Genomic DNA, 19,307 nt, shown 5'->3' on the forward strand with positions numbered 1-19,307 from the left:
GCGGCGTTTGCGAGCGATAACATGCCGGTTCTACCCAGAAGGACTGATATACGAGCGCGTATTGTCCGCCTAATAACACGGCCAAACCTCTAAGACCGGGACCTGATATGACCGACTTCAACAAGATCCTGATCGCCAATCGCGGCGAGATTGCCATTCGCGTGATGCGCGCAGCGAACGAGATGGGCAAACGCACCGTCGCGGTGTTCGCCGAAGAAGACAAGCTTGGCTTGCATCGTTTCAAGGCGGACGAAGCGTATCGCATCGGCGAAGGCATGGGACCGGTTGCTGCTTATCTGAGCATTGACGAGATCATCCGCGTAGCTAAGGAATGCGGCGCGGATGCGATCCACCCGGGCTATGGCCTGCTGTCTGAAAACCCCGATTTCGTAGATGCCTGCGTGCAGAACGGCATCACCTTCATCGGCCCCAAGGCGGAAACCATGCGCGCCCTGGGCGACAAAGCCAGTGCACGTCGCGTGGCCATCGCGGCGGATGTCCCGGTAATCCCGGCGACCGAAGTGCTGGGCGATGACATGGACGCGATCCGGGCCGAGGCCAAAGAGATCGGCTACCCGCTGATGCTCAAGGCCTCATGGGGCGGTGGAGGACGCGGTATGCGCCCGATCCACTCGGAAGACGAGCTGGAAGAGAAAGTTCTGGAAGGCCGTCGTGAGGCTGAAGCCGCATTCGGCAACGGCGAGGGCTATCTGGAAAAGATGATCATCCGTGCCCGCCACGTTGAGGTTCAGATCCTCGGCGACAAGCATGGTGAGATTTATCACCTCTACGAACGCGACTGTTCGGTCCAGCGCCGGAACCAGAAAGTTGTCGAACGCGCCCCTGCCCCGTATCTGTCCGAAGAACAGCGTGCCGAAATTTGTGAGCTGGGCCGCAAAATCTGCGCCCATGTGAACTATGAATGCGCGGGCACCGTCGAATTCCTGATGGATATGGAAACCGGCAAGTTCTACTTCATCGAAGTGAACCCGCGCGTGCAGGTGGAACACACCGTCACCGAAGAAGTCACCGGCATCGACATCGTGCAGGCGCAGATCCTGATCGCCGAGGGCAAAACCCTGGCCGAGGCCACAGGTGCCGCCAGCCAGGCCGATGTGCATCTGAACGGCCACGCATTGCAGACCCGGATCACCACCGAGGACCCGCAGAACAACTTCATCCCTGACTATGGCCGTATTACCGCCTATCGCTCGGCCACCGGTATGGGCATCCGTCTGGACGGTGGCACCGCCTATGCGGGCGGCGTCATCACGCGGTATTATGACTCGCTGCTGACCAAGGTTACCGCCAAGGCACCGACGCCCGAGGCTGCGATCGCGCGGATGGACCGCGCGCTGCGTGAATTCCGTATTCGCGGTGTCAGCACCAATATCGACTTTGTCATCAACCTGCTGAAGCATCCGACCTTCCTGTCGAACGAGTACACCACCAAGTTTATCGACACGACGCCGGACCTGTTCACCTTCAAGCGTCGCCGTGACCGGGGCACCAAGGTTCTGACCTATATCGCGGATATCACCGTGAACGGGCATCCCGAAACCAAGGACCGCCCGGAACCCCGCGCCGACCTGAAAGAGGCCAAGGCCCCCGCGCTGAAGGGTGAGCCCCAAATGGGCACCCGCAACCTGCTGGAGCAGAAAGGCCCGCAGGCGGTCGCCGACTGGATGAAGGCGCAGCGTCAGTTGCTGATCACCGACACCACCATGCGGGATGGTCACCAGTCGCTGCTGGCGACCCGGATGCGCTCGATCGACATGATCAAGGTGGCACCGACCTATGCCGCCAACCTGCCGCAGCTGTTCTCGGTCGAATGCTGGGGCGGCGCGACTTTCGATGTGGCCTATCGCTTCTTGCAGGAATGCCCGTGGCAACGTCTGCGCGACCTGCGCGAGGCGATGCCGAACCTGATGACCCAGATGCTGCTACGTGGCGCAAACGGCGTTGGCTATACCAACTACCCGGACAACGTGGTGCAGGAGTTCGTGCGCCAGGCGTCCAAAGGCATCGACGTGTTCCGCGTATTCGACTCGCTCAACTGGGTCGAGAACATGCGCGTCGCCATGGACGCGGTGATCGAGAACGGCAAAATTTGCGAAGGCACTGTTTGTTATACCGGCGACATTCTGGACCCGGATCGCTCGAAATATGACCTGAAATATTATGTCGGCATGGCGAAAGAGCTGCGCGATGCAGGTGCCCATATTCTGGGCCTGAAGGACATGGCGGGTCTGCTGAAACCGGCCTCGGCCAAAATCCTGATCCGCGCGCTGAAGGAAGAGGTCGGTCTGCCGATCCACTTCCACACGCATGACACAGCCGGTATCGCCAGCGCGACCATTCTGGCCGCCTCTGAGGCTGGCGTGGACGCGGTGGATTGCGCGATGGACAGCTTCTCGGGCAACACCAGCCAAGCGACGTTGGGCACCGTGGTCGAGGCGCTGCGCCACACCGAGCGTGACACCGGGCTGGACATCAAGGCCATCCGCGAGATCAGCGATTACTTCGAAGCCGTCCGCGGTCAATACGCGGCCTTTGAATCCAGCCTGCAGGCCCCTGCATCCGAAGTCTATCTGCACGAAATGCCCGGCGGTCAGTTCACCAACCTCAAGGCGCAGGCGCGCTCATTGGGTCTGGAAGAACGCTGGCACGAAGTGGCGCAGATGTATGCCGACGTTAACCAGATGTTCGGTGACATCGTGAAAGTGACGCCGTCGTCCAAGGTTGTCGGTGACATGGCACTGATGATGGTCAGCCAGGGCCTGACCCGCGAAGATGTGGAAAGCCCCTCGACCGATGTGGCCTTCCCGGACTCGGTGGTCGATATGATGCGCGGCAACCTGGGCCAGCCTCCGGGCGGGTTCCCTGACACCATCATCAAGAAGGTGTTGAAGGACGAGGCCCCGAATACGAATCGCCCCGGCAAGGACGTCCCTGCGGTCGATCTGGAAGCCACCCGCGCCGACCTGTCCAAGCAGCTGGAAGGCAAAGAGGTCGATGACGAAGATCTGAACGGCTACCTGATGTATCCCAAGGTGTTCCTGGATTACATGGGGCGTCACCGCGTCTATGGCCCGGTCCGCACTCTGCCCACACGCACCTTCTTCTATGGCATGGACCCGGGCGAAGAGATCACCGCCGAAATCGATCCCGGCAAGACGCTGGAAATCCGCTGTCAGGCCATTGGTGAGACGGATGAGAACGGCGAGGTCAAAGTCTTCTTTGAACTCAACGGCCAACCGCGCGTGATCCGGGTGCCGAACCGTCTGGTGACCTCAACCACCCAGGCCCGTCCCAAGGCCGAAGCCGGCAACGCCAACCACGTGGGTGCACCGATGCCGGGCGTTGTGGCCACTGTCGCCGTCACAGCCGGTCAGGAGGTCAAAGAAGGCGACATGCTGCTGACCATCGAAGCGATGAAGATGGAGACCGGTATCCACGCGGAACGCGACGCCACCGTCAAAGCCGTCCACGTTCAACCCGGCGGCCAAATTGACGCAAAGGACCTGCTGGTCGAACTGGAATAACCAGTTTAGCTTTCTGGACTAACAGGGGCCGCTCGGGGAACCGGGCGGCCTTTTTCTTGGCCCGAGGAGATTAAATGCCATGCTGTCTGTCACACCAGTCTATGCCGCATTGCTGGCAATCCTGTTTATCGCGCTCAGCGTCAGGGTCATCAGTCAGCGGCGCAGCGACAAGATTTCCTACGGTGACGGCGGGAATACGGCGATGCTCAAGGTGATGCGGACGCATTCCAACTTTATCGAATACACACCCTTTGCCCTGCTGTTGATCGCGATGGTCGAGTTGCAGGGCGCGGGCGGGCTTTTGCTGAACCTTCTGGGCCTGACATTGCTGAGCGGGCGGCTGTTGCACGCCTATGGGTTCGGACGCAGCCCGCAGATCATCATTTTGCGCCAGATCGGGATGCTGCTGACATTTGCTGCGATTCTGGTGGCCGCCATCGCGAATCTCGTACTGGCACTGTGATCTGATGGGCGGGGCTTACCCCGCCAGTACCCGCGTTTCGACCTGCGGTGCACCCCTCAGGACAGGCTCAACCTCACCCAGCCTGTCCTTCTCCGGTAAACAAAGTGCCGATGTCAACACGATTAGCGCCGCCAGCAGGGCCATCTTCATATCTGCAATCCGTGTCATTTCTTCTTCTCGATCCCTCTTGTTTTGCAATACTCTAAGTGTTCAACGCGCTGGCCCTGGATTTCCGTCGAAAGATTTTTCCGCATTTTTGTGTTTTTCCGCTTGCAGCCCCGCGTGGGAATTTATACATCCCTCCTCACTCAACGGCGCGGGCGTAGCTCAGGGGTAGAGCATAACCTTGCCAAGGTTAGGGTCGGGCGTTCGAATCGCCTCGCCCGCTCCATTGAGAGGTCTTCGGACCAAATATGTATCTGATGCGGGCGTAGCTCAGGGGTAGAGCATAACCTTGCCAAGGTTAGGGTCGGGCGTTCGAATCGCCTCGCCCGCTCCAGATACCAACCTTCTCCAAACACTCTGGTTCTTTGGCAGGCAATGCGCCATTCTGGCCGTGATTTCAATCATGCACGGAATTCGCCCATGTCGGACTATGTCATTCGCCCCCTCACCGCTGACGAGGTCGAACACGCCGTGGACTGGGCTGGCCGTGAAGGGTGGAATCCGGGCGTTCATGATGCCGCGTGCTTTCGCCCGACAGACCCCGACGGGTTTCTGGGCGGGTTTCTGGACGGCGAGATGATCGCCTCCGTTTCAGCGGTGAACTACGACGACGCATTTTCTTTTCTGGGATTCTACATCGTGAAGCCCGAATTCCGGCACCACGGCCACGGGCTTGAGATCGCAGGGCACGCGCTGGCCCATTGCACGGGGCGCAACATGGGGCTGGACGGTGTGGTCGAGCAGCAGGACAATTACCGCAAATCCGGTTTCACCTTTGCCTACAACAACTATCGCTTTGCAGGTACGAAAACCCGGATGCTGGCCAAATTGGATGCCGGACCCAGCGATCAGATCACCGATCTGACCCGTACATCCGACGAATTGAAGACCTACGACCGCAACCTGTTTCCTGCACCGCGCGACGTTTTTCTGGAAAGCTGGCTGAGCGCCGACAGCCATGTCTCGAAGCTTTATACCGAAAACGGCAGGATCAGAGGATATGCGACGCTGCGCCCCTGCCTAATGGGGTATAAAGTTGGACCTCTGTTTGCGGATACGCCCGACATAGCACGGGCCTTGCTGGCGGCGCTTTTGACCGCAATCCCCGAGGACCACAACGAACACGAGATTTTTGTGGACATGCCACAGCCCAACGCATCAGCCTTCGCTTTGGCCGATGAACTTGGGCTGGACAAGGTCTTTGAAACGGCGCGGATGTATTCCGATCACGAACCCGATATTGACCTGAGCCGAATCTTTGGCGTGACCACGTTCGAGCTTGGCTAAAACGCCTTGAAGGTCATCGTAGTCAGCGACCGTTCGATATTCGGAATCACCAGCAGGTTTTCGTTGATGAAATGCCCGACATCCTCGGTCTCGGGGATGTAGAGTTTCAGCAGCAGGTCAAATTCTCCGCTGGTCGAATACAGTTCGGAATGGATTTCGCGCAGGGCGATTTCCTCGGCCACCTTGTAAGTGGTGCCGGGTTTACAGCGGATCTGGATGAAAACGCAGGTGGACATGGGCCGGGCCTTGTTTGTTGACTTGTCCGCAGGCTGGCATGGGCCGCGTCCGGGTGCAATCCCCTGCAACAGTTTGCGGTGAATGCGACGGGTGGTCTGGAAAAGCCCGCCCTTCCCCGTCTATAAGCGCGCCTGTAGCAAAAGGAATTCGCCCATGCGCAGCGCAAAGATCAGCCGTCAGACCGCCGAGACCGAGATCTCGGTCGAGGTCAATCTGGACGGCACCGGCACCTATGACAACCAGACCGGCGTCGGGTTCTTCGATCACATGCTGGACCAGTTGGCGCGCCACTCGCTGATCGACATGACGATCCGCGCCAAGGGTGATTATCACATCGACGACCACCACACAGTCGAGGATACCGGCATCGCGCTGGGTCAGGCGCTGACACAGGCACTGGGCGACAAGAAGGGCATTCGACGGTATGGCGAGTGCCACCTGCCGATGGACGACGCACAGGTCCGTTGCGCGCTGGACCTGTCGGGCCGTCCGTTCCTGATCTGGAACGTGGACCTGCCCACCCCCAAGATCGGCACCTTTGACACCGAGCTTGTGCGCGAATTCTTTCAGGCGCTCAGCACCCATGGCGGCATCACCCTGCACATCGACCAGTTGCACGGGTTCAACAGCCACCACATTGCCGAGGCTGCCTTTAAGGCCGTCGCCCGCGCTCTGCGGCTGGCAGTTGAAACCGACTCACGCAAAGCGGATGCGATCCCGTCCACCAAGGGCGCGCTGTAAATGCTGACCGCCATCATTGATTACGAAAGCGGCAACCTGCACTCGGCCGAAAAGGCGTTTCAGCGCATGGCGCGCGAAGTGGACGCGGGTGAGGTTGTTGTGACCTCGGACGCGGATGTTGTTGCGCGGGCTGATCGGTTGGTTCTGCCCGGTGACGGTGCTTTTCCGGCCTGTGCCGCCGAACTGCGCGGCCACAAGGGTATCTATGACGCGATGGTCGAGGCGGTCGAACAGAAAGGCCGCCCGTTTCTGGGCATCTGCGTCGGGATGCAGTTGATGGCCTCAAAGGGTCACGAATACATCGAGACCGACGGGTTGGACTGGGTCGCCGGCGACGTAGTCCGGATCGAGCCGTCAGACACTGCGTTGAAAGTCCCGCATATGGGCTGGAACGATCTGGTTCTGGAAAGCGATCATCCGGTGTTCAAAGGTGTAAAATCCGGCGATCACGTCTATTTCGTCCACTCCTACCATTTTCGCGTCACCGATCCGGCACAGCGGCTGGCTTATGTGGACTATGGGCAGGAAGTCACGGCCGTGATCGGCCGCGACACGATGGTTGGAATGCAGTTCCACCCAGAAAAAAGTCAGGATGTGGGCCTGCGCATGATCGGGAACTTTCTGACCTGGACGCCCTGACGGTTTACTGAACGCGTGTCCAGGTCTGTCCGCGGCAGATCAGACCACCTGCGACACAGCCTTTGACAGTCAGCTCGTTCTGACTGTTCAAGGTCATTTTCGAGTTGTAGGTCTTGTCGCGATCCGGCGCCCAGATCTTGCCGCTGTCATATTGGCCACCGCCCTCGGGCACCATGTCCCAAATGATCTGTTTGCCGAGATTCTCATATTCCAGTTGCTGGTTGCCCTCGCCGTCAAAAGCGCTGTCGATGGTTCCGCAAATCGCGCTGCCGCATTCCGCAATAGACACGTGCAAATAGCCGCCGGTATCGCCTGGCTGGGTTTTCCACAGCCCATCAACCGGATCGGCGGCAAACGCAGAGGTCGCCAGCCCTGCCAATCCTGCTGCGAGTAGAAGTTTCTTCATCATATCCTCCCTGTTTTGCCGCCAGTCTGACGAGCCGCGCCAGCTGGGGCAAGAATGACTTTGCGTCGCGTTGCATCCCCTGCCCCGCCTGTGCGATATCCCGCGCGTGTAACACTGATATAGGGCCGCCGATCATGATCCTTTACCCCGCCATCGACCTCAAAGACGGCCAGGCCGTGCGCCTGCTGCGCGGAGAGATGGACAAGGCAACCGTGTTCAACGAAGACCCGGCCGCGCAGGCGCGTGCCTTTGTAGAGGCTGGCTGCGAATGGCTGCACCTTGTGGACTTGAACGGCGCCTTCGCGGGTGAGCCGGTCAACGCAGCCCCGGTTGAAGCGATCCTTAAAGCCTGCGACGTGCCCGCCCAGTTGGGCGGCGGTATCCGCGACATGGCCACGATCGAAACCTGGATCAGAAAGGGACTGGCCCGCGTGATTCTGGGCACGGTCGCAGTCGAAAACCCCGATCTGGTGCGTGAGGCCGCGCGGGAATTCCCCGGCAAGGTCGCCGTAGGCATCGACGCCCGCAACGGCATGGTCGCCACCAAAGGTTGGGCCGAAGAAACCGACGTGCAGGTCACCGATCTGGCCCGCAGTTTCGAAGACGCGGGTGTCGCCGCCATCATTTATACCGACATCAACCGCGACGGCGCGATGCAGGGACCGAACATCCAAGCCACCGCCGATCTGGCCCGCGCCGTTTCGATACCGGTCATTGCTTCAGGCGGTGTCAGCTCCCTGGACGACCTGGTCGCGTTGCGCGATTGTGGGGTAGACCTGAACGGCGCAATCTCCGGCCGGGCGCTCTATGATGGCGCGATTGACCTGAACGAAGCCATTCGCGCCCTGAGCTAGGTTACTGCGCGGCGACCGAGGTCAGCTTGGCCAGCGCGCCGCGCATCTTTTCGATGACCGGAGATTTTTCGACGGCGTCCAGCTCGTCCATGGTCTCTTTCGGGTCTTCATAGGCCAGCCAGACCTGGCCGTTTTCATCCTCGTAGGCCTGCACTTTCAGCGGCAGGAACAGGCCAGCGCGCGGATCGATCTGCATGGCTGGTGTTCCCAGCGCCGGGTTGCCGAAGATCAGAACCTGATTGGCCGGAATGGTCAGCCCAACCTTTTCGGCCCCCGCCGCATGGTCAATACGGGCGAATACGGTCGCACCAGCGTTACCAACAGCTGCCACCAGTGCATCCATCGCCTCGGGTACGGATTTGGCGGTGTTCACCTTGATGATGTCATCTGCCATTGCTGTGACAGCTCCTCCAACTACGAAAGCGGTTGCCAAAAAGAATTTACGCATCTCATTGATCTCCTGATGAATTAGGGGACAGTGTTCACAGGTTTAAGAGACGTGACAATCACAAGTCTGGCATCGGCAAGGCTTCGCCTGTTCCTGGCGCGCGCCATGAACGCCCTCTTCTGATCGATTACTAATCGTGAACAATTCCACCTATGCGCAATGAGTTTGCACCGATCAGCCGCAAAAAGGTCAAGATTCACCGATACGGCTGGACCGTGATCTTATGCCGGAGTCCCACCGTGTCCTTTTCGAACATATCGCTGCCAGCAAAGAGTTGGCGCACCTACGCTCCGGTCATCAGCTTTTGCGCGTCAATTTTTGTCAGCGCCAGCCTGTTGTTTTTTGTTCAACCGCTGTTTGCCAAGCTCGTTTTGCCCAAAATCGGCGGGACCCCAGCGGTCTGGACCACCGCAATGCTGTTTTTCCAGCTGATGCTGATCCTCGGATATCTGTATGCCCATATGCTGACCCGCTGGTTTACCTTGCGCTGGCAACTTGTGACGCATCTGGCCCTGTGGCTGCTGGCGCTTGGCTTTCTGCCTTTGGCCACACAGGAAGGCTGGAGGTTCGATTCCTCGCAATACATCGCATTGCAAACTCTATTGCTGTTTGCGGCGGGTGTAGGTGTTCCATTCGCCGTGCTGTCCGCAAACGCGCCGCTGCTTCAGGCCTGGTATTCACGATCCGGCGGGCCGTCGGCCAATGATCCCTATTTTCTATATGCGGCCAGCAATGTTGGATCGCTGCTGGCTTTATTGTCTTTTCCACTGCTTGCCGACCCCTTCTTCGGCGCGCAGGAAATCAGCCTGTTCTGGTCTGTCGGATTTGTCGTCTTTGGCGTCCTTCTGGCGCTCAGCGGCCTGATTGCACTGCGCGGACCTGACGAAACAGCGAACCCGGCAGAGCCGCGCAAGGCGGGCAAAGCCCTAAGCGCGACAACGATTGCCTCATGGGTGTTTATTGCCTTCATCCCCTCGTCGCTGATGCTGGCCACGACAACCAAGCTCAGCACCGACCTTGGCGCCATCCCACTGATCTGGGTCGTGCCGCTTGCGACCTACATCCTGACGTTCATTCTTGCTTTCGCAAAATGGCGCCGACATACTCTGGACGGCCTAAGGACTTCGGTTTTGCTTGTCATGGCGATCGGCATTGCAATGTTGTCCAAAATCGGTTCTTCACAACAGCCTCTGGCCGCTATGCTGGTGTATATTCCGCTGTTGTTTCTGGTCGCCCTGTTCGCACACAGGCTTCTCTATGAGTTCCGACCACCGGCAGAACATCTCACAGTATTCTACCTTGCACTGTCGGTCGGAGGTGCCTGCGGCGGGCTGTTCAACTCGATCATCGCGCCTGCGATGTTTAACCGGGAAATTGAGTTTGGCCTGACACTTCTTGCCGCAGGCGGTTTGTTTCTGCTTCAGGCTGGAACATTCAGTCTTCGCCATGCCCTGATCGGGGTTGCCGTTGCCGCCCCGATTTCAGTCGCGATCAGCGTATTGAACGAAGGGCGCGCAGCGGATGCAAACGCCATCACCACGATCGTAACTGCCGCATTGGTCGCCATGGTATTGCTGACCTTCCGGAACGCGCCGACCCGTATTGCAACGGTGCTAGTGGTGTTCCTGGTTCCAACCGTTCTCCCGAAATATGAGATGCTCTACCGCGATCGCAGCTTTTTCGGAACCCACGCTGTTTTTGATAGCGGCGGTTTCCGTGTCTACCAGAACGGCACCACCATGCATGGCTGGCAAACGCCAACCGATCCCGGAGAGCGACCAGTTGCGTCTTCGTATTACCACCCTAACGGGCCGATGGCGGAAGTCCTGACATCCGAATACGGTTTGAGCACCGACAGTATTGGCATTGTCGGCCTCGGGACTGGTGCGCTGGCCTGTTACGGGCAACCCCACCAAACGTGGGAGTTCTTCGAGATCGATGAAACCGTCGATCGCATTGCCCGCAATCCGAACCTGTTCACGTATATGTCTGAATGCGCCCCGGATTCGAAAACTCAAATGGGTGATGCACGAGTCGTGCTGGAGCATCAAAAGTTCGCGTTTGATATCATGGTGCTCGACGCTTACAGCTCGGATGCGATTCCACTGCACCTGATTACACGCGAAGCGATCGAGACCTATCTAAGCCAGTTGAATCCGGGCGGCACTTTAGTCTTTCACATCTCGAACCAGTACTATGATCTTGCACCGCAACTGGCGCGCTCTGCTGCAACGCTTGACCTGCATGCCGCGCTTCAGAAGTACAACGCTGACGAGCAGGCCAAAAGTCAGGGCGCGTCAGATACGCATGTCGTTATCCTGAGCCGTGACGAAAGCCGCATCGCCACGTTTGTCGACACCGGCAGGTGGACCAAGCTGACCACCGATGGTCAGATTCCATGGACAGACAACAAGGGTAATCTTCTGTCGGCACTAAGAATACTGGCCGCGCATTGATTCAACGCGGCGCCGTACACCGTGTGGCGTAGCGATTTCAAATCTCTCAGGTCTGGCATCGGCGGGGCTTTGTCGCTAGAGGTGCGGCAACAAAGGACGCCGACATGCTGAAAACCCGCATCATTCCCTGTCTTGATGTCGCCGATGGCCGCGTGGTCAAGGGCGTGAACTTCGTTGGCCTGCGCGACGCGGGTGACCCGGTGGAATCGGCCAAGGCCTATGATGCCGCCGGCGCGGATGAGATTTGTTTTCTGGACATCCACGCCACCCATGAAAACCGCGGCACCATGTTTGACGTGGTTCAACGCACGGCAGAACAGTGTTTTGTTCCTCTGACCGTTGGCGGCGGCGTACGTACCAAGGACGACGTGCGTGCCTTGCTGCTGGCGGGGGCAGACAAGGTCAGCTTCAACTCGGCCGCGGTGGCCAACCCGGACGTGATCGCGGAATCGGCGGATCAGTTCGGCAGCCAGTGCATCGTCTGCGCCATCGACGCCAAGACCGTCAGCCCCGGAAAGTGGGAGATCTTTACCCATGGCGGCCGCAAACCCACCGGCATCGACGCGGTGGAATTCGCCAAAACCGTTGTCGCCAAAGGCGCAGGAGAGATTCTGCTGACCTCGATGGATCGCGACGGCACCAAGGCGGGCTTCAACCTGCCCCTGACCCGCGCCATCTCGGACGCGGTGGACGTGCCGGTCATCGCCTCGGGCGGCGTCGGCAATCTGGACCACCTGGTCGAGGGCGTCACCGAAGGCGGCGCCAGTGCGGTTCTTGCAGCCTCGATCTTCCATTTCGGCGAATACACCATCCGCGAGGCCAAGGAACACATGGCCGCCGCGGGCATTCCCATGAGGCTGACATGAGCATTTTGCACGATCTGGCCGCCACCATCGAGGCCCGCAAGGGTGCCGACCCCGAGTCCAGCTGGACCGCCAAGCTGCTGGCCAAAGGCCCCGAGAAATGCGCCGAGAAATTCGGGGAAGAAGCCGTTGAAGCCATCATCGAAGCCGTCAAGAACGACAAGGCAGGTCTGACGACCGAGGCTGCGGATGTGCTCTATCACCTGCTGGTGATGCTGGCCGCGCGGGACGTAGTGCTGGATGACGTTCTGGCCGAACTGGCACGCCGCCAGGGCATCAGCGGCATCGCTGAAAAAGCCGCCCGCCCCAAGGGGTAAGCGACAGGGTTTCGTCCTCCCGCCCTACCCTTTATGATCGGACCTCACGGTCCACAGATCGAAGGGCATGAGATGATCCGAGCTTTGGCCATTCTGGCCCTTGTGACGCTGGGCGCGTGTTCGACGCCGCCGTCCTCCTCGGGGGATGAGGTGCAGCGGTTGGCGACCGAAATCCGCAATCTTGGCCCCGACATCGACCCCGAAGAGGCCGACCGCGCCGCCCGTATCGCCTATTCATATACCGCGCAGCTGGTGCAGGAATATGAGATCACCGACCCTCCGCTGATCCACAACGCTAAGGTCAACAAGGGCCTGCGCCCGCGCGGGCTTTGCTGGCACTGGGCCGAAGACATCGAGCGACGGCTGAAGCAGGAAGATTTCCAGACGCTGGACCTGCACCGCGCCATTGCCAATGCGGACAACCCGTTCAGAATCGACCACAGCACGGCCATTATCAGCCGCAAGGGTGAGACGATGTATGACGGCGTGGTACTGGACCCGTGGCGCTATGGCGGGGTGTTGTTCTGGTCTCCGCTGGTCGAAGACACGAAATACGAATGGGTGCCGCGCGACGTCGTTCTGGAGAAGCGCCGGGCAGAACAATACGGTGAGCTGTTACCCTATGTCGGCGGCTAGATCTTGGACGAGATCACGCCGGTGGCAAAACCGCCCATGCGCAGCTCTCCGAACAGGCGTTGATATTCGATCTTGGGGCAGCGGTTCATGACCACATCCACCCCGCGCGCCTGCGCTTTGGCGGCGGCGTCGGGGTGTTCGACACCGATTTGCATCCAGACCGTGCGCAGGTTCGGAAAAGCGGCCAGCGCCTCATCGACAATCGGCGGCACAGCCTCAGAGCGGCGGAAGATATCGACCATGTCCACCGGTTCGGAAATCTCGGACAATGAGGCCCGAACGGTCTGACCAAACAGCTCAGCCCCGGCATGGCCCGGATTGACCGGAATGACCGTAAATCCCTTCAACGACAGATACCGCGCCACGTAATAGCTGGGCCGCACCGGGTTCATCGACACACCCACAACGGCGATCACCTTGGTGCGCTGCAGGATGTCTTTCAGAAAATCGTCAGAATAGTCGCTCATGCGGGCACCCTAATCCGGGTGTCCCAAAGAAAAAAGCGCCCAGGTCGAACCTGAGCGCCAGTTGTTGGAACGAGGGACAGTGAAATGACCCGCGGCAGTTCCGTTCCGCGGTCACTGTGACATTTAGGCATAAGTTGAGAGAAAAAAAGGGGGCGCGCGCATTTTTGTGATGACACGCCGCAAAAAGCGGAGCTCCGCCTATTGTTCGTACAGAATTACGGGCCAGTGCGCCTCGGCCATGCGGATGTATTCGGCCGTTGCTTCGCGCCACATCTCCTCGATCTCGGGCGAGTGGGTCAGGTACAGACGGCCATCGATCACCTGCCATGCCAGCGGGTCAGTGCTGACCAGAATCCCCTTGGCCATAGCATACGCACAATACCCCCCGAACTGGGGTGCAAAGGCGCGCGGATCACGCTCGAACGCCTCACGGTTTTCATCTGAGGCAAAATGCCATTCGGCCCCCTTCCAGACGATCGCATATTGCGGCTGACCAAGTACCGGCGCATCGCCTTTGAAATAGGAGACCGGATCGTACCCTGCCATGGCCGCGCCATCGGCCTCATAAAACACAGGCATTTCCTGCGCTGTCACGGCAGGAGCAATCATAGCGGCGGCCATCGCGCCAAGAAGGAAACGTCGGGTCAGCATAACGGTATTCGAGTTTCAGACATCAGGGTCTCAAGATGCAAGTTTTGCAGCCCAGTGGAACCCCATTTAACGGGGTTGTGATCACCTGTGTCGCCCAGACGCCACGTCAGTCGAAGATGTCCTCGATGACGTCCCATGCCTCGTCGAACACGCGCGAGAACATACTCTTCTTCTTTTTCTGCTTCTTTTTCCTGTTGTTGCCCGCTGCATTTAGGGTGTCACGTCGCGTCTTGCCTCCGGTCAACTTACGCTTGGGCACCATCTTGAGGTCATGCAACGGCGCACCGCAACTGGAACAGCTCAACTCGTGACGTTGTTTTCCCTTCAGGACCAGCGCAGCGCGGGTCCCGCAATAGCAGCAGGTGGCGATTTTGGACGGGCTGGAAATGAGTCTCTCCTGTTTATCTGTGCCTAGAGGCATATAGGGCGAGTGCGGCCGCGTTTGAGACGTTGAGTGATCCAAATCCGCCGGCTGCGTCGATTTTCACCAGCCGGTCAACGGTTTCCTTGGTTTTCTGGCGCAATCCCGGCCCTTCGGCCCCCAGCACCAAGGCGACAGGCTGGTCCAACTTCCCGCCCAGGGCCGATTCGATGGTGTCGTCGGCCTCACCATCCAGCCCCAGCACCAGAAACCCCATGTTCTGCAATTCCACGATCGCATCCGCCAGATTGCGAACCCGCAGATAGGGCTGACGTTCCAGCGCACCGCTCGCAGTTTTCGCCAGCGCGCCGGTTTCCGGTGCCGAGTGGTGCCGCGTGCCGATCACCGCACTGGCCCCCAGAACCTCGGCCGAGCGCAGAATCGCCCCGACATTGTGCGGGTCGGTCACACGATCCAACAGAATCACGCGGGGGTGTTCGCGCCCGATGCAGTTTTCGGCCAGCCCACCCCAGTCCAGCGGCTTGACCTCAAGCGCGGCACCCTGATGGACGGACCCCGGATCAATGGGCGCGGTGAATTTGCGCGGATCGACCATTTCGGTCTCAATCCCAGCAAATTCAATCGCTTCGGCCAGTTTATCGCGCGCGTTTCGCGTCACGATCAGACGCAATTTCTGCCGTTTGGGGTTCATCAACGCATCGCGCACTGCGTGCAGACCGAACAGCCAAACGGTCTCCGCAGCGGCCGCTTTGCGCGCCTGTTCCTTTTCAACGACCCACTTGGGTTTCTTCATTTCTTGGGCCTCCGGGCCGGGAATTCGGTTTCCTGCGTCAAAGCGGTATTTTCCTGTTGACGCTCCTTTAAGGCGCTAGTAATCACGCCTCCACGTCAGGTGCAACGCCTGACAGTGGGCGACAGGCCGCAAGGTGTGGCAGGGGACTGTAACTCCCTCGCGGAGACGCACGCCTGGTTCGATTCCAGGGTCGCCCACCATCTTCCTCAGATGGTGACAAAGTGCAACGGGCCGTTAATTCGGCAGGCATTCCCATTCTGCGACCACCTGATTGCCACGCACCGCCAGCATGGTTCCGAACTGATTCAGCATCGCCTCGCTTTGGGTTGGGCGCAGTATGGCGATATCTCCGGGCGTGACCACGGCCGAGCGCGGCCCGGTCCAGACCTCCTGATTGCTGGAACGGCCAAAAACCGTGGAATATCCGAACCCATCGGGAAAAACAGGCTGTGCCAGAAAATGCCCGCCAAACACCGCGATATCCGTTTTCGTTCGCTTCAGAAAATCCAATCCGGGCAGAGTATTACCAGGCATTGCCTTGAGAATCGGCGTGGCGATGAAAGCTGCGGGCTGAAACTCTTGCGTCGAGGCGTGGTCGAAATCGCTCGGCTTGACCAGAACCGACCCAAAGGCGACCTCGGTGGCGCCATCACCGACCCCATAGGACTGAAAGGTCAGACTGCCACCGGTGTTCAGGCACAGCCCTTCCCCGCCCTTGGGTAAGCTGGAAACCGCGCGCCGATAAGCATCCGCGCTGACCAGAGTGGCACGTTTCTTAAGGAATCCCGGCAGCTTGGCCAGATGCGCTTCATACCCCATCAGGCCCGACAGGCGCGCGTTGGGGTTGGCTTCGATTTCCCGCGCGATATCCGCGATGTTTTCCGGCTGAAACCCTCCGCGATGCAGACCGATATCCACCTCAAGCGACAGGCGAAGGGTGGACTGTCTTTCCGCCGCAAGCGCCAGATAGTCCCGCAAACGCTCCGGCGTGTCGATCAGCCACTGAACGCGCGCCGCAGCGTCCGGGCACGCGGCCAGAACCCGCGCGGCCGAACTGACCGGCAGCGGTTTACCGATCAAGTGATCCGTCTTGGGCTCAGCCTGCAAAAGCGCCAGCAACATCGTCTCGGAAAAGGTCATCAGGCCCGAGGTCGAAATCCGCCCCCGTATGTGGTCCAGCAGGGGCAGGCAGGGCAGAGACTTGGCGACCAGACGGCGATCCAACCCGGCGTCTGAGCCGCTGACGGCAAGGGCGCAGTTCGCATCCAGCCGATCCAGATCGACGACGGTGACCGGCTTGTCCACGCCATGGGCGCGCAGTGTTTCGGACAGGGTTCGCAGGTATTCGGTCATGGTCGAAACAGCTTGGACAAAGCGGGGGTCAGGAACTTGCCACCGGGATCGAGCTGCTCTCGTAATGTGCAGAACCGGTCGAAATCCGGGTACATTCCCGACAACTCTTTGTAGGTCAAACTGTGCATCTTCCCCCAGTGCGGGCGTCCCCCCGCCTCGACAAACAAGGGTTCCAACGCATCAAAATACCGGCGGTGATCTTCATTCGCATCCGTGTGCACGGCAATCGAAACCCGCGGCCCGCCCTGAAACGGAGACAGACAGGCCGTGTCCCCTGCGGTTTGGCGGACCTCGATGGGGAAATAGATATCCTTGTGATCGCGGTGCAGTCGGGTAAGGACCTCTTGCAGCACATCCCCGGCCATGTCAGGCGGCAGGTGATATTCCATCTCGTTGAACCGAATATGCCGATCGCTGCAAAGAACTCGCCAACTTTCCCCGACATAGTCTTCGTCCGATTGCGCAAGCGTCAGCAGCTTCAGCAGCATTCTGCGCACCCCATCGCTGAGCTTACCAGCGTTGCGCGCAAGCTTCAGAACCTTAACGGCGATCATGTCCAGATCACGCGGAGCCGTCCCCTCGGGACCGTCAGACAGGTCGTGGCGTATTTCGACGGATTTGCCGGTAAAGGGGATACAGAAGAATTCAAAGTTTCGGTTCTCAGCCCAGTTCCGGTGCATGTTGGCGAGACTGTCTTGCAGATCAGCCAGGCGCACCCTGCGGCGCAGGTTATATTTTGGCACGACCGAGATTTGCGCCTCGGTCAGCACGCCCAGCATCCCAAGCGTGACTTGCGCCATCTCAAGCGGGATATCATCGGTGGACAGGATATCTCCGCCCGCGCTGATCAGTTTCGCGGCGGTGATTTCGGCGGCAAGACACGGCAGCGTCCGCCCGGTGCCATGTGTCGCGGTCGAGGCCGCCCCGGCCAGAGATTGTACGTTGATGTCGCCGAGGTTGCGAAAAGCCAGCCCCTGCGCGGCCAGCGCCGGAGACAGATCCCGCAGCCGTGCATTTGCATTGACCCAGATCCGGTCACCGTCCCGGTCGCCCAGCGTCGGTAAATCCAGCCTGGACAGGTCCAGAATTCGGTCCCCGCCTGCAACAATAGGCGTGAACGAATGCCCTGCCCCCACAACGCGCAGGCTGGGCGCTTCCGCTATTGTCTGCCGCAACTCGGTAATCGAGTCGGGGCGCGTGATCACCGTATCCGCGCTCTGGTTTCCGGCCCAATTGATCCACATGTGCTGCCTCCTCCGGAAACAGAGGATTGCAGCACATGAAGGTTGAAACAAGTCAAGTTTACAGAGAGTTACCCAACGAAACTTACGTCACGCCGCAGCCGAGCGTTGTGCTGTGACGCGGTTGAACCATTCGGTAACAGCCTCGACGCTTGGCTCAATTTGTTCAGCCGCGTCGCCGGTGAATTCCTGGAACTTTTCAGTGTTCAGGCCGTTCACGCCGACCAGTACCGGGATATCCTGTGCCAGCGCCTCGGCGATCACCGGGCGGAAACCGCGTCCATCAGCCTCGTGCTTGCCGAACTTGTTGATGATCAGCAATTGCGGCGCGTCTTCAAGCGAGTTGGTGACATATCCCACCGCCTGCTCCAGCGCCGCCGGGTCCAGTCGGCAGCCACGCGCATGTTCACCCAGGGACTGTGAGATACGTATGACCTCTCCGTCCGGCAGGACACGTACGTCCATGTCGCATTTGCTGCTGTCGGCGCATTCGGTGTTGGTTTGAACCACACCGGCCAGATGGGCACCGGCGGCTTGCAAATGCGCGGCAACGGCGCTCAGCAGGCGGTCGGTGGCGCCGCGTTCGGTGGTGGTGACATAGGCCAGATACATTGAAAGACCCTCGTATTAAAACTGTGACATTCCAGATAGCACGCATGACCCTGCCCGGCCACTCCCCGCGTTATGGTAACGGGGACAGACCAATCACAGGTGCGTGCAGGTGAAGCAGAACCGCAAAGGCGGCAAGTGAAACCAGCCCGACCCACAGGCTGGGCCAGGGGCGCGGAGCCCGCAACGAAAACCGCGCGGTGTTGCGGGACAGGCGTGTCCATTCGATCCCCATCTCACGCGCCTTGCGGCGGTCGATCAGGGCCATGCCTAGTGCAGCAAATCCCGCAAACAGACCGAACAGGATGACATGGGACAGGCTGCCATTGGCCAGCAAATGCGCCAGTGCCCACAGCATCAGCGCCGCCAGCAAAGGATGACGCGTCGTGCGCAGGATACCGGGATTTTCCGGATCGAATGGGCGGTGCCCCAAGCCCCCGAATGAAAACGGGTTCTGGATCGAGATGCCGGTGACGGCCAGCCAACACACGACCGGCATCACCAGCAGCGGCACCCAGCGCAAAACAGGAAACGGTGGGATAACCTCGACATAGGGCGCCTGCGCGGCGGCAACGATCAGCCAGCCGAGAACAAACAAAGACAGAACCGAATACGCGGCGAAATACGTCCTGCGCCCCATCACCTCAATCAACCGGCCGCGCATCGCGGGCCGCGCCGGAATCATGTGCGTCAGCAGAAATGTGACAAGTGCAGCAAGGAAAAGGCCCCAACCCAGCATGGTAGTCTCCGTAAA

The 19,307-nt window shown here is 59.5% G+C and carries 22 protein-coding genes and 3 tRNA genes; 13 read left to right on the forward strand and 12 right to left on the reverse strand.

Annotated features, from left to right (window positions below; all coding sequences use genetic code 11):
* The first annotated feature begins 107 nt into the window (after positions 1 to 107).
* Both GOX88_RS06650 and GOX88_RS06655 read left to right on the forward strand, forming a co-directional pair.
* Positions 108 to 3,545, forward strand: a complete 3,438-nt coding sequence (locus tag GOX88_RS06650) for a pyruvate carboxylase (RefSeq protein ID WP_170400412.1) — start codon at positions 108 to 110, stop codon at positions 3,543 to 3,545.
* Positions 3,546 to 3,624: 79 nt separating this feature from the next.
* Entirely contained in the window at positions 3,625 to 4,008 is a 384-nt protein-coding gene (locus GOX88_RS06655) for an MAPEG family protein (protein ID WP_170400413.1), read from the forward strand.
* A gap of 15 nt (positions 4,009 to 4,023) precedes the next feature.
* Here GOX88_RS06655 and GOX88_RS06660 read toward each other — a convergent pair whose 3' ends face one another.
* A complete protein-coding gene (locus GOX88_RS06660; protein ID WP_170400414.1) occupies positions 4,024 to 4,176 on the reverse strand; it encodes a hypothetical protein in 153 nt (50 codons plus the stop codon).
* Between the two features lie 148 nt (positions 4,177 to 4,324).
* Here GOX88_RS06660 and GOX88_RS06665 point away from each other — a divergent pair.
* The 3 genes from GOX88_RS06665 (at position 4,325) to GOX88_RS06675 (ending at position 5,460) form a co-directional block, all read left to right on the forward strand.
* Positions 4,325 to 4,399: transfer RNA gene (locus GOX88_RS06665), tRNA-Gly, on the forward strand.
* Between the two features lie 33 nt (positions 4,400 to 4,432).
* Positions 4,433 to 4,507: transfer RNA gene (locus GOX88_RS06670), tRNA-Gly, on the forward strand.
* An 86-nt stretch (positions 4,508 to 4,593) separates the two neighbouring features.
* Complete coding sequence (locus GOX88_RS06675) at positions 4,594 to 5,460, forward strand: GNAT family N-acetyltransferase (protein WP_170400415.1); 867 nt, start codon at positions 4,594 to 4,596, stop codon at positions 5,458 to 5,460.
* Here GOX88_RS06675 and GOX88_RS06680 read toward each other — a convergent pair.
* Entirely contained in the window at positions 5,457 to 5,696 is a 240-nt protein-coding gene (locus GOX88_RS06680) for an Lrp/AsnC family transcriptional regulator (protein ID WP_170331970.1), read from the reverse strand. The two genes, GOX88_RS06675 and GOX88_RS06680, sit on opposite strands and share 4 nt — an antisense overlap.
* Before the next feature lie 154 nt (positions 5,697 to 5,850).
* On the opposite strand from GOX88_RS06680, the gene hisB reads away from it, so the two are divergent.
* Positions 5,851 to 6,438, forward strand: coding sequence for an imidazoleglycerol-phosphate dehydratase HisB (gene hisB / locus GOX88_RS06685; RefSeq protein ID WP_170400416.1), 588 nt, complete (start codon positions 5,851 to 5,853; stop codon positions 6,436 to 6,438).
* Entirely contained in the window at positions 6,439 to 7,077 is a 639-nt protein-coding gene (hisH, locus tag GOX88_RS06690) for an imidazole glycerol phosphate synthase subunit HisH (protein WP_170400417.1), read from the forward strand.
* 4 nt (positions 7,078 to 7,081) lie between these two features.
* Here hisH and GOX88_RS06695 read toward each other — a convergent pair whose 3' ends face one another.
* Entirely contained in the window at positions 7,082 to 7,483 is a 402-nt protein-coding gene (locus tag GOX88_RS06695; RefSeq protein WP_170400418.1) for a DUF2147 domain-containing protein, read from the reverse strand.
* Between the two features lie 134 nt (positions 7,484 to 7,617).
* Between GOX88_RS06695 and hisA the strand changes: the two genes are divergently transcribed.
* Positions 7,618 to 8,337: a 1-(5-phosphoribosyl)-5-[(5-phosphoribosylamino)methylideneamino]imidazole-4-carboxamide isomerase gene (gene hisA / locus GOX88_RS06700; RefSeq protein WP_170400419.1), complete on the forward strand. Its 720-nt coding sequence runs from the start codon at positions 7,618 to 7,620 to the stop codon at positions 8,335 to 8,337.
* A 1-nt stretch (position 8,338) separates the two neighbouring features.
* On the opposite strand, the gene GOX88_RS06705 is transcribed toward hisA, so the two are convergent.
* Positions 8,339 to 8,731 carry a DUF302 domain-containing protein gene (locus GOX88_RS06705; RefSeq protein WP_170400420.1) on the reverse strand — a complete coding sequence of 131 codons (393 nt, stop codon included), beginning with the start codon at positions 8,729 to 8,731 and terminating at the stop codon, positions 8,339 to 8,341.
* Between the two features lie 293 nt (positions 8,732 to 9,024).
* Here GOX88_RS06705 and GOX88_RS06710 point away from each other — a divergent pair, with 293 nt between their 5' ends.
* The 4 genes from GOX88_RS06710 to GOX88_RS06725 all read left to right on the forward strand — a co-directional run bounded on the left by GOX88_RS06710 (position 9,025) and on the right by GOX88_RS06725 (position 13,057).
* Positions 9,025 to 11,241, forward strand: coding sequence for a spermidine synthase (locus GOX88_RS06710; RefSeq protein ID WP_367647763.1), 2,217 nt, complete (start codon positions 9,025 to 9,027; stop codon positions 11,239 to 11,241).
* A 104-nt stretch (positions 11,242 to 11,345) separates the two neighbouring features.
* On the forward strand, positions 11,346 to 12,107 hold the full coding sequence (gene hisF, locus GOX88_RS06715; protein WP_117872606.1) for an imidazole glycerol phosphate synthase subunit HisF: 762 nt from the start codon (positions 11,346 to 11,348) through the stop codon (positions 12,105 to 12,107).
* Positions 12,104 to 12,421, forward strand: a complete 318-nt coding sequence (locus tag GOX88_RS06720) for a phosphoribosyl-ATP diphosphatase (protein ID WP_170400422.1) — start codon at positions 12,104 to 12,106, stop codon at positions 12,419 to 12,421. The genes hisF and GOX88_RS06720 overlap by 4 nt, the downstream gene beginning before the upstream one ends.
* A 72-nt stretch (positions 12,422 to 12,493) precedes the next feature.
* Positions 12,494 to 13,057 (forward strand): hypothetical protein, encoded by a 564-nt coding sequence (locus GOX88_RS06725; RefSeq protein WP_170400624.1) that lies wholly within the window; start codon positions 12,494 to 12,496, stop codon positions 13,055 to 13,057.
* Here GOX88_RS06725 and GOX88_RS06730 read toward each other — a convergent pair.
* The 4 genes from GOX88_RS06730 to rlmB all read right to left on the reverse strand — a co-directional run bounded on the left by GOX88_RS06730 (position 13,054) and on the right by rlmB (position 15,350).
* The gene (locus GOX88_RS06730; RefSeq protein ID WP_170400423.1) at positions 13,054 to 13,524 is read right to left on the reverse strand and encodes a CoA-binding protein; all 471 of its coding nucleotides are present in this window, start codon (positions 13,522 to 13,524) and stop codon (positions 13,054 to 13,056) included. The genes GOX88_RS06725 and GOX88_RS06730 overlap by 4 nt on opposite strands.
* A 198-nt stretch (positions 13,525 to 13,722) precedes the next feature.
* Positions 13,723 to 14,175: a YHS domain-containing (seleno)protein gene (locus GOX88_RS06735; protein ID WP_170400424.1), complete on the reverse strand. Its 453-nt coding sequence runs from the start codon at positions 14,173 to 14,175 to the stop codon at positions 13,723 to 13,725.
* 106 nt (positions 14,176 to 14,281) lie between these two features.
* A complete protein-coding gene (locus GOX88_RS23845; protein WP_170400425.1) occupies positions 14,282 to 14,596 on the reverse strand; it encodes a hypothetical protein in 315 nt (104 codons plus the stop codon).
* Positions 14,577 to 15,350 (reverse strand): 23S rRNA (guanosine(2251)-2'-O)-methyltransferase RlmB, encoded by a 774-nt coding sequence (gene rlmB, locus GOX88_RS06745; protein WP_170400426.1) that lies wholly within the window; start codon positions 15,348 to 15,350, stop codon positions 14,577 to 14,579. The genes GOX88_RS23845 and rlmB overlap by 20 nt, the downstream gene beginning before the upstream one ends.
* A gap of 116 nt (positions 15,351 to 15,466) precedes the next feature.
* Between rlmB and GOX88_RS06750 the strand changes: the two genes are divergently transcribed.
* Positions 15,467 to 15,550, forward strand: a tRNA-Tyr gene (locus GOX88_RS06750).
* A 34-nt stretch (positions 15,551 to 15,584) separates the two neighbouring features.
* Here GOX88_RS06750 and GOX88_RS06755 read toward each other — a convergent pair.
* The 4 genes from GOX88_RS06755 to GOX88_RS06770 all read right to left on the reverse strand — a co-directional run bounded on the left by GOX88_RS06755 (position 15,585) and on the right by GOX88_RS06770 (position 19,292).
* Positions 15,585 to 16,703, reverse strand: coding sequence for an alanine racemase (locus GOX88_RS06755; protein ID WP_170400427.1), 1,119 nt, complete (start codon positions 16,701 to 16,703; stop codon positions 15,585 to 15,587).
* Entirely contained in the window at positions 16,700 to 17,947 is a 1,248-nt protein-coding gene (locus GOX88_RS06760; protein ID WP_170400428.1) for a D-arabinono-1,4-lactone oxidase, read from the reverse strand. The genes GOX88_RS06755 and GOX88_RS06760 overlap by 4 nt, the downstream gene beginning before the upstream one ends.
* Positions 17,948 to 18,034: 87 nt before the next feature.
* The gene (locus GOX88_RS06765) at positions 18,035 to 18,556 is read right to left on the reverse strand and encodes a DUF2478 domain-containing protein (protein ID WP_170400429.1); all 522 of its coding nucleotides are present in this window, start codon (positions 18,554 to 18,556) and stop codon (positions 18,035 to 18,037) included.
* A gap of 70 nt (positions 18,557 to 18,626) precedes the next feature.
* Positions 18,627 to 19,292: an NnrU family protein gene (locus GOX88_RS06770; RefSeq protein ID WP_170400430.1), complete on the reverse strand. Its 666-nt coding sequence runs from the start codon at positions 19,290 to 19,292 to the stop codon at positions 18,627 to 18,629.
* Positions 19,293 to 19,307 lie beyond the last annotated feature (15 nt).

The organism is Ruegeria arenilitoris (assembly GCF_013030985.1).
In the GTDB taxonomy this organism is placed as follows: Bacteria; Pseudomonadota; Alphaproteobacteria; order Rhodobacterales; family Rhodobacteraceae; genus Ruegeria; species Ruegeria arenilitoris_B.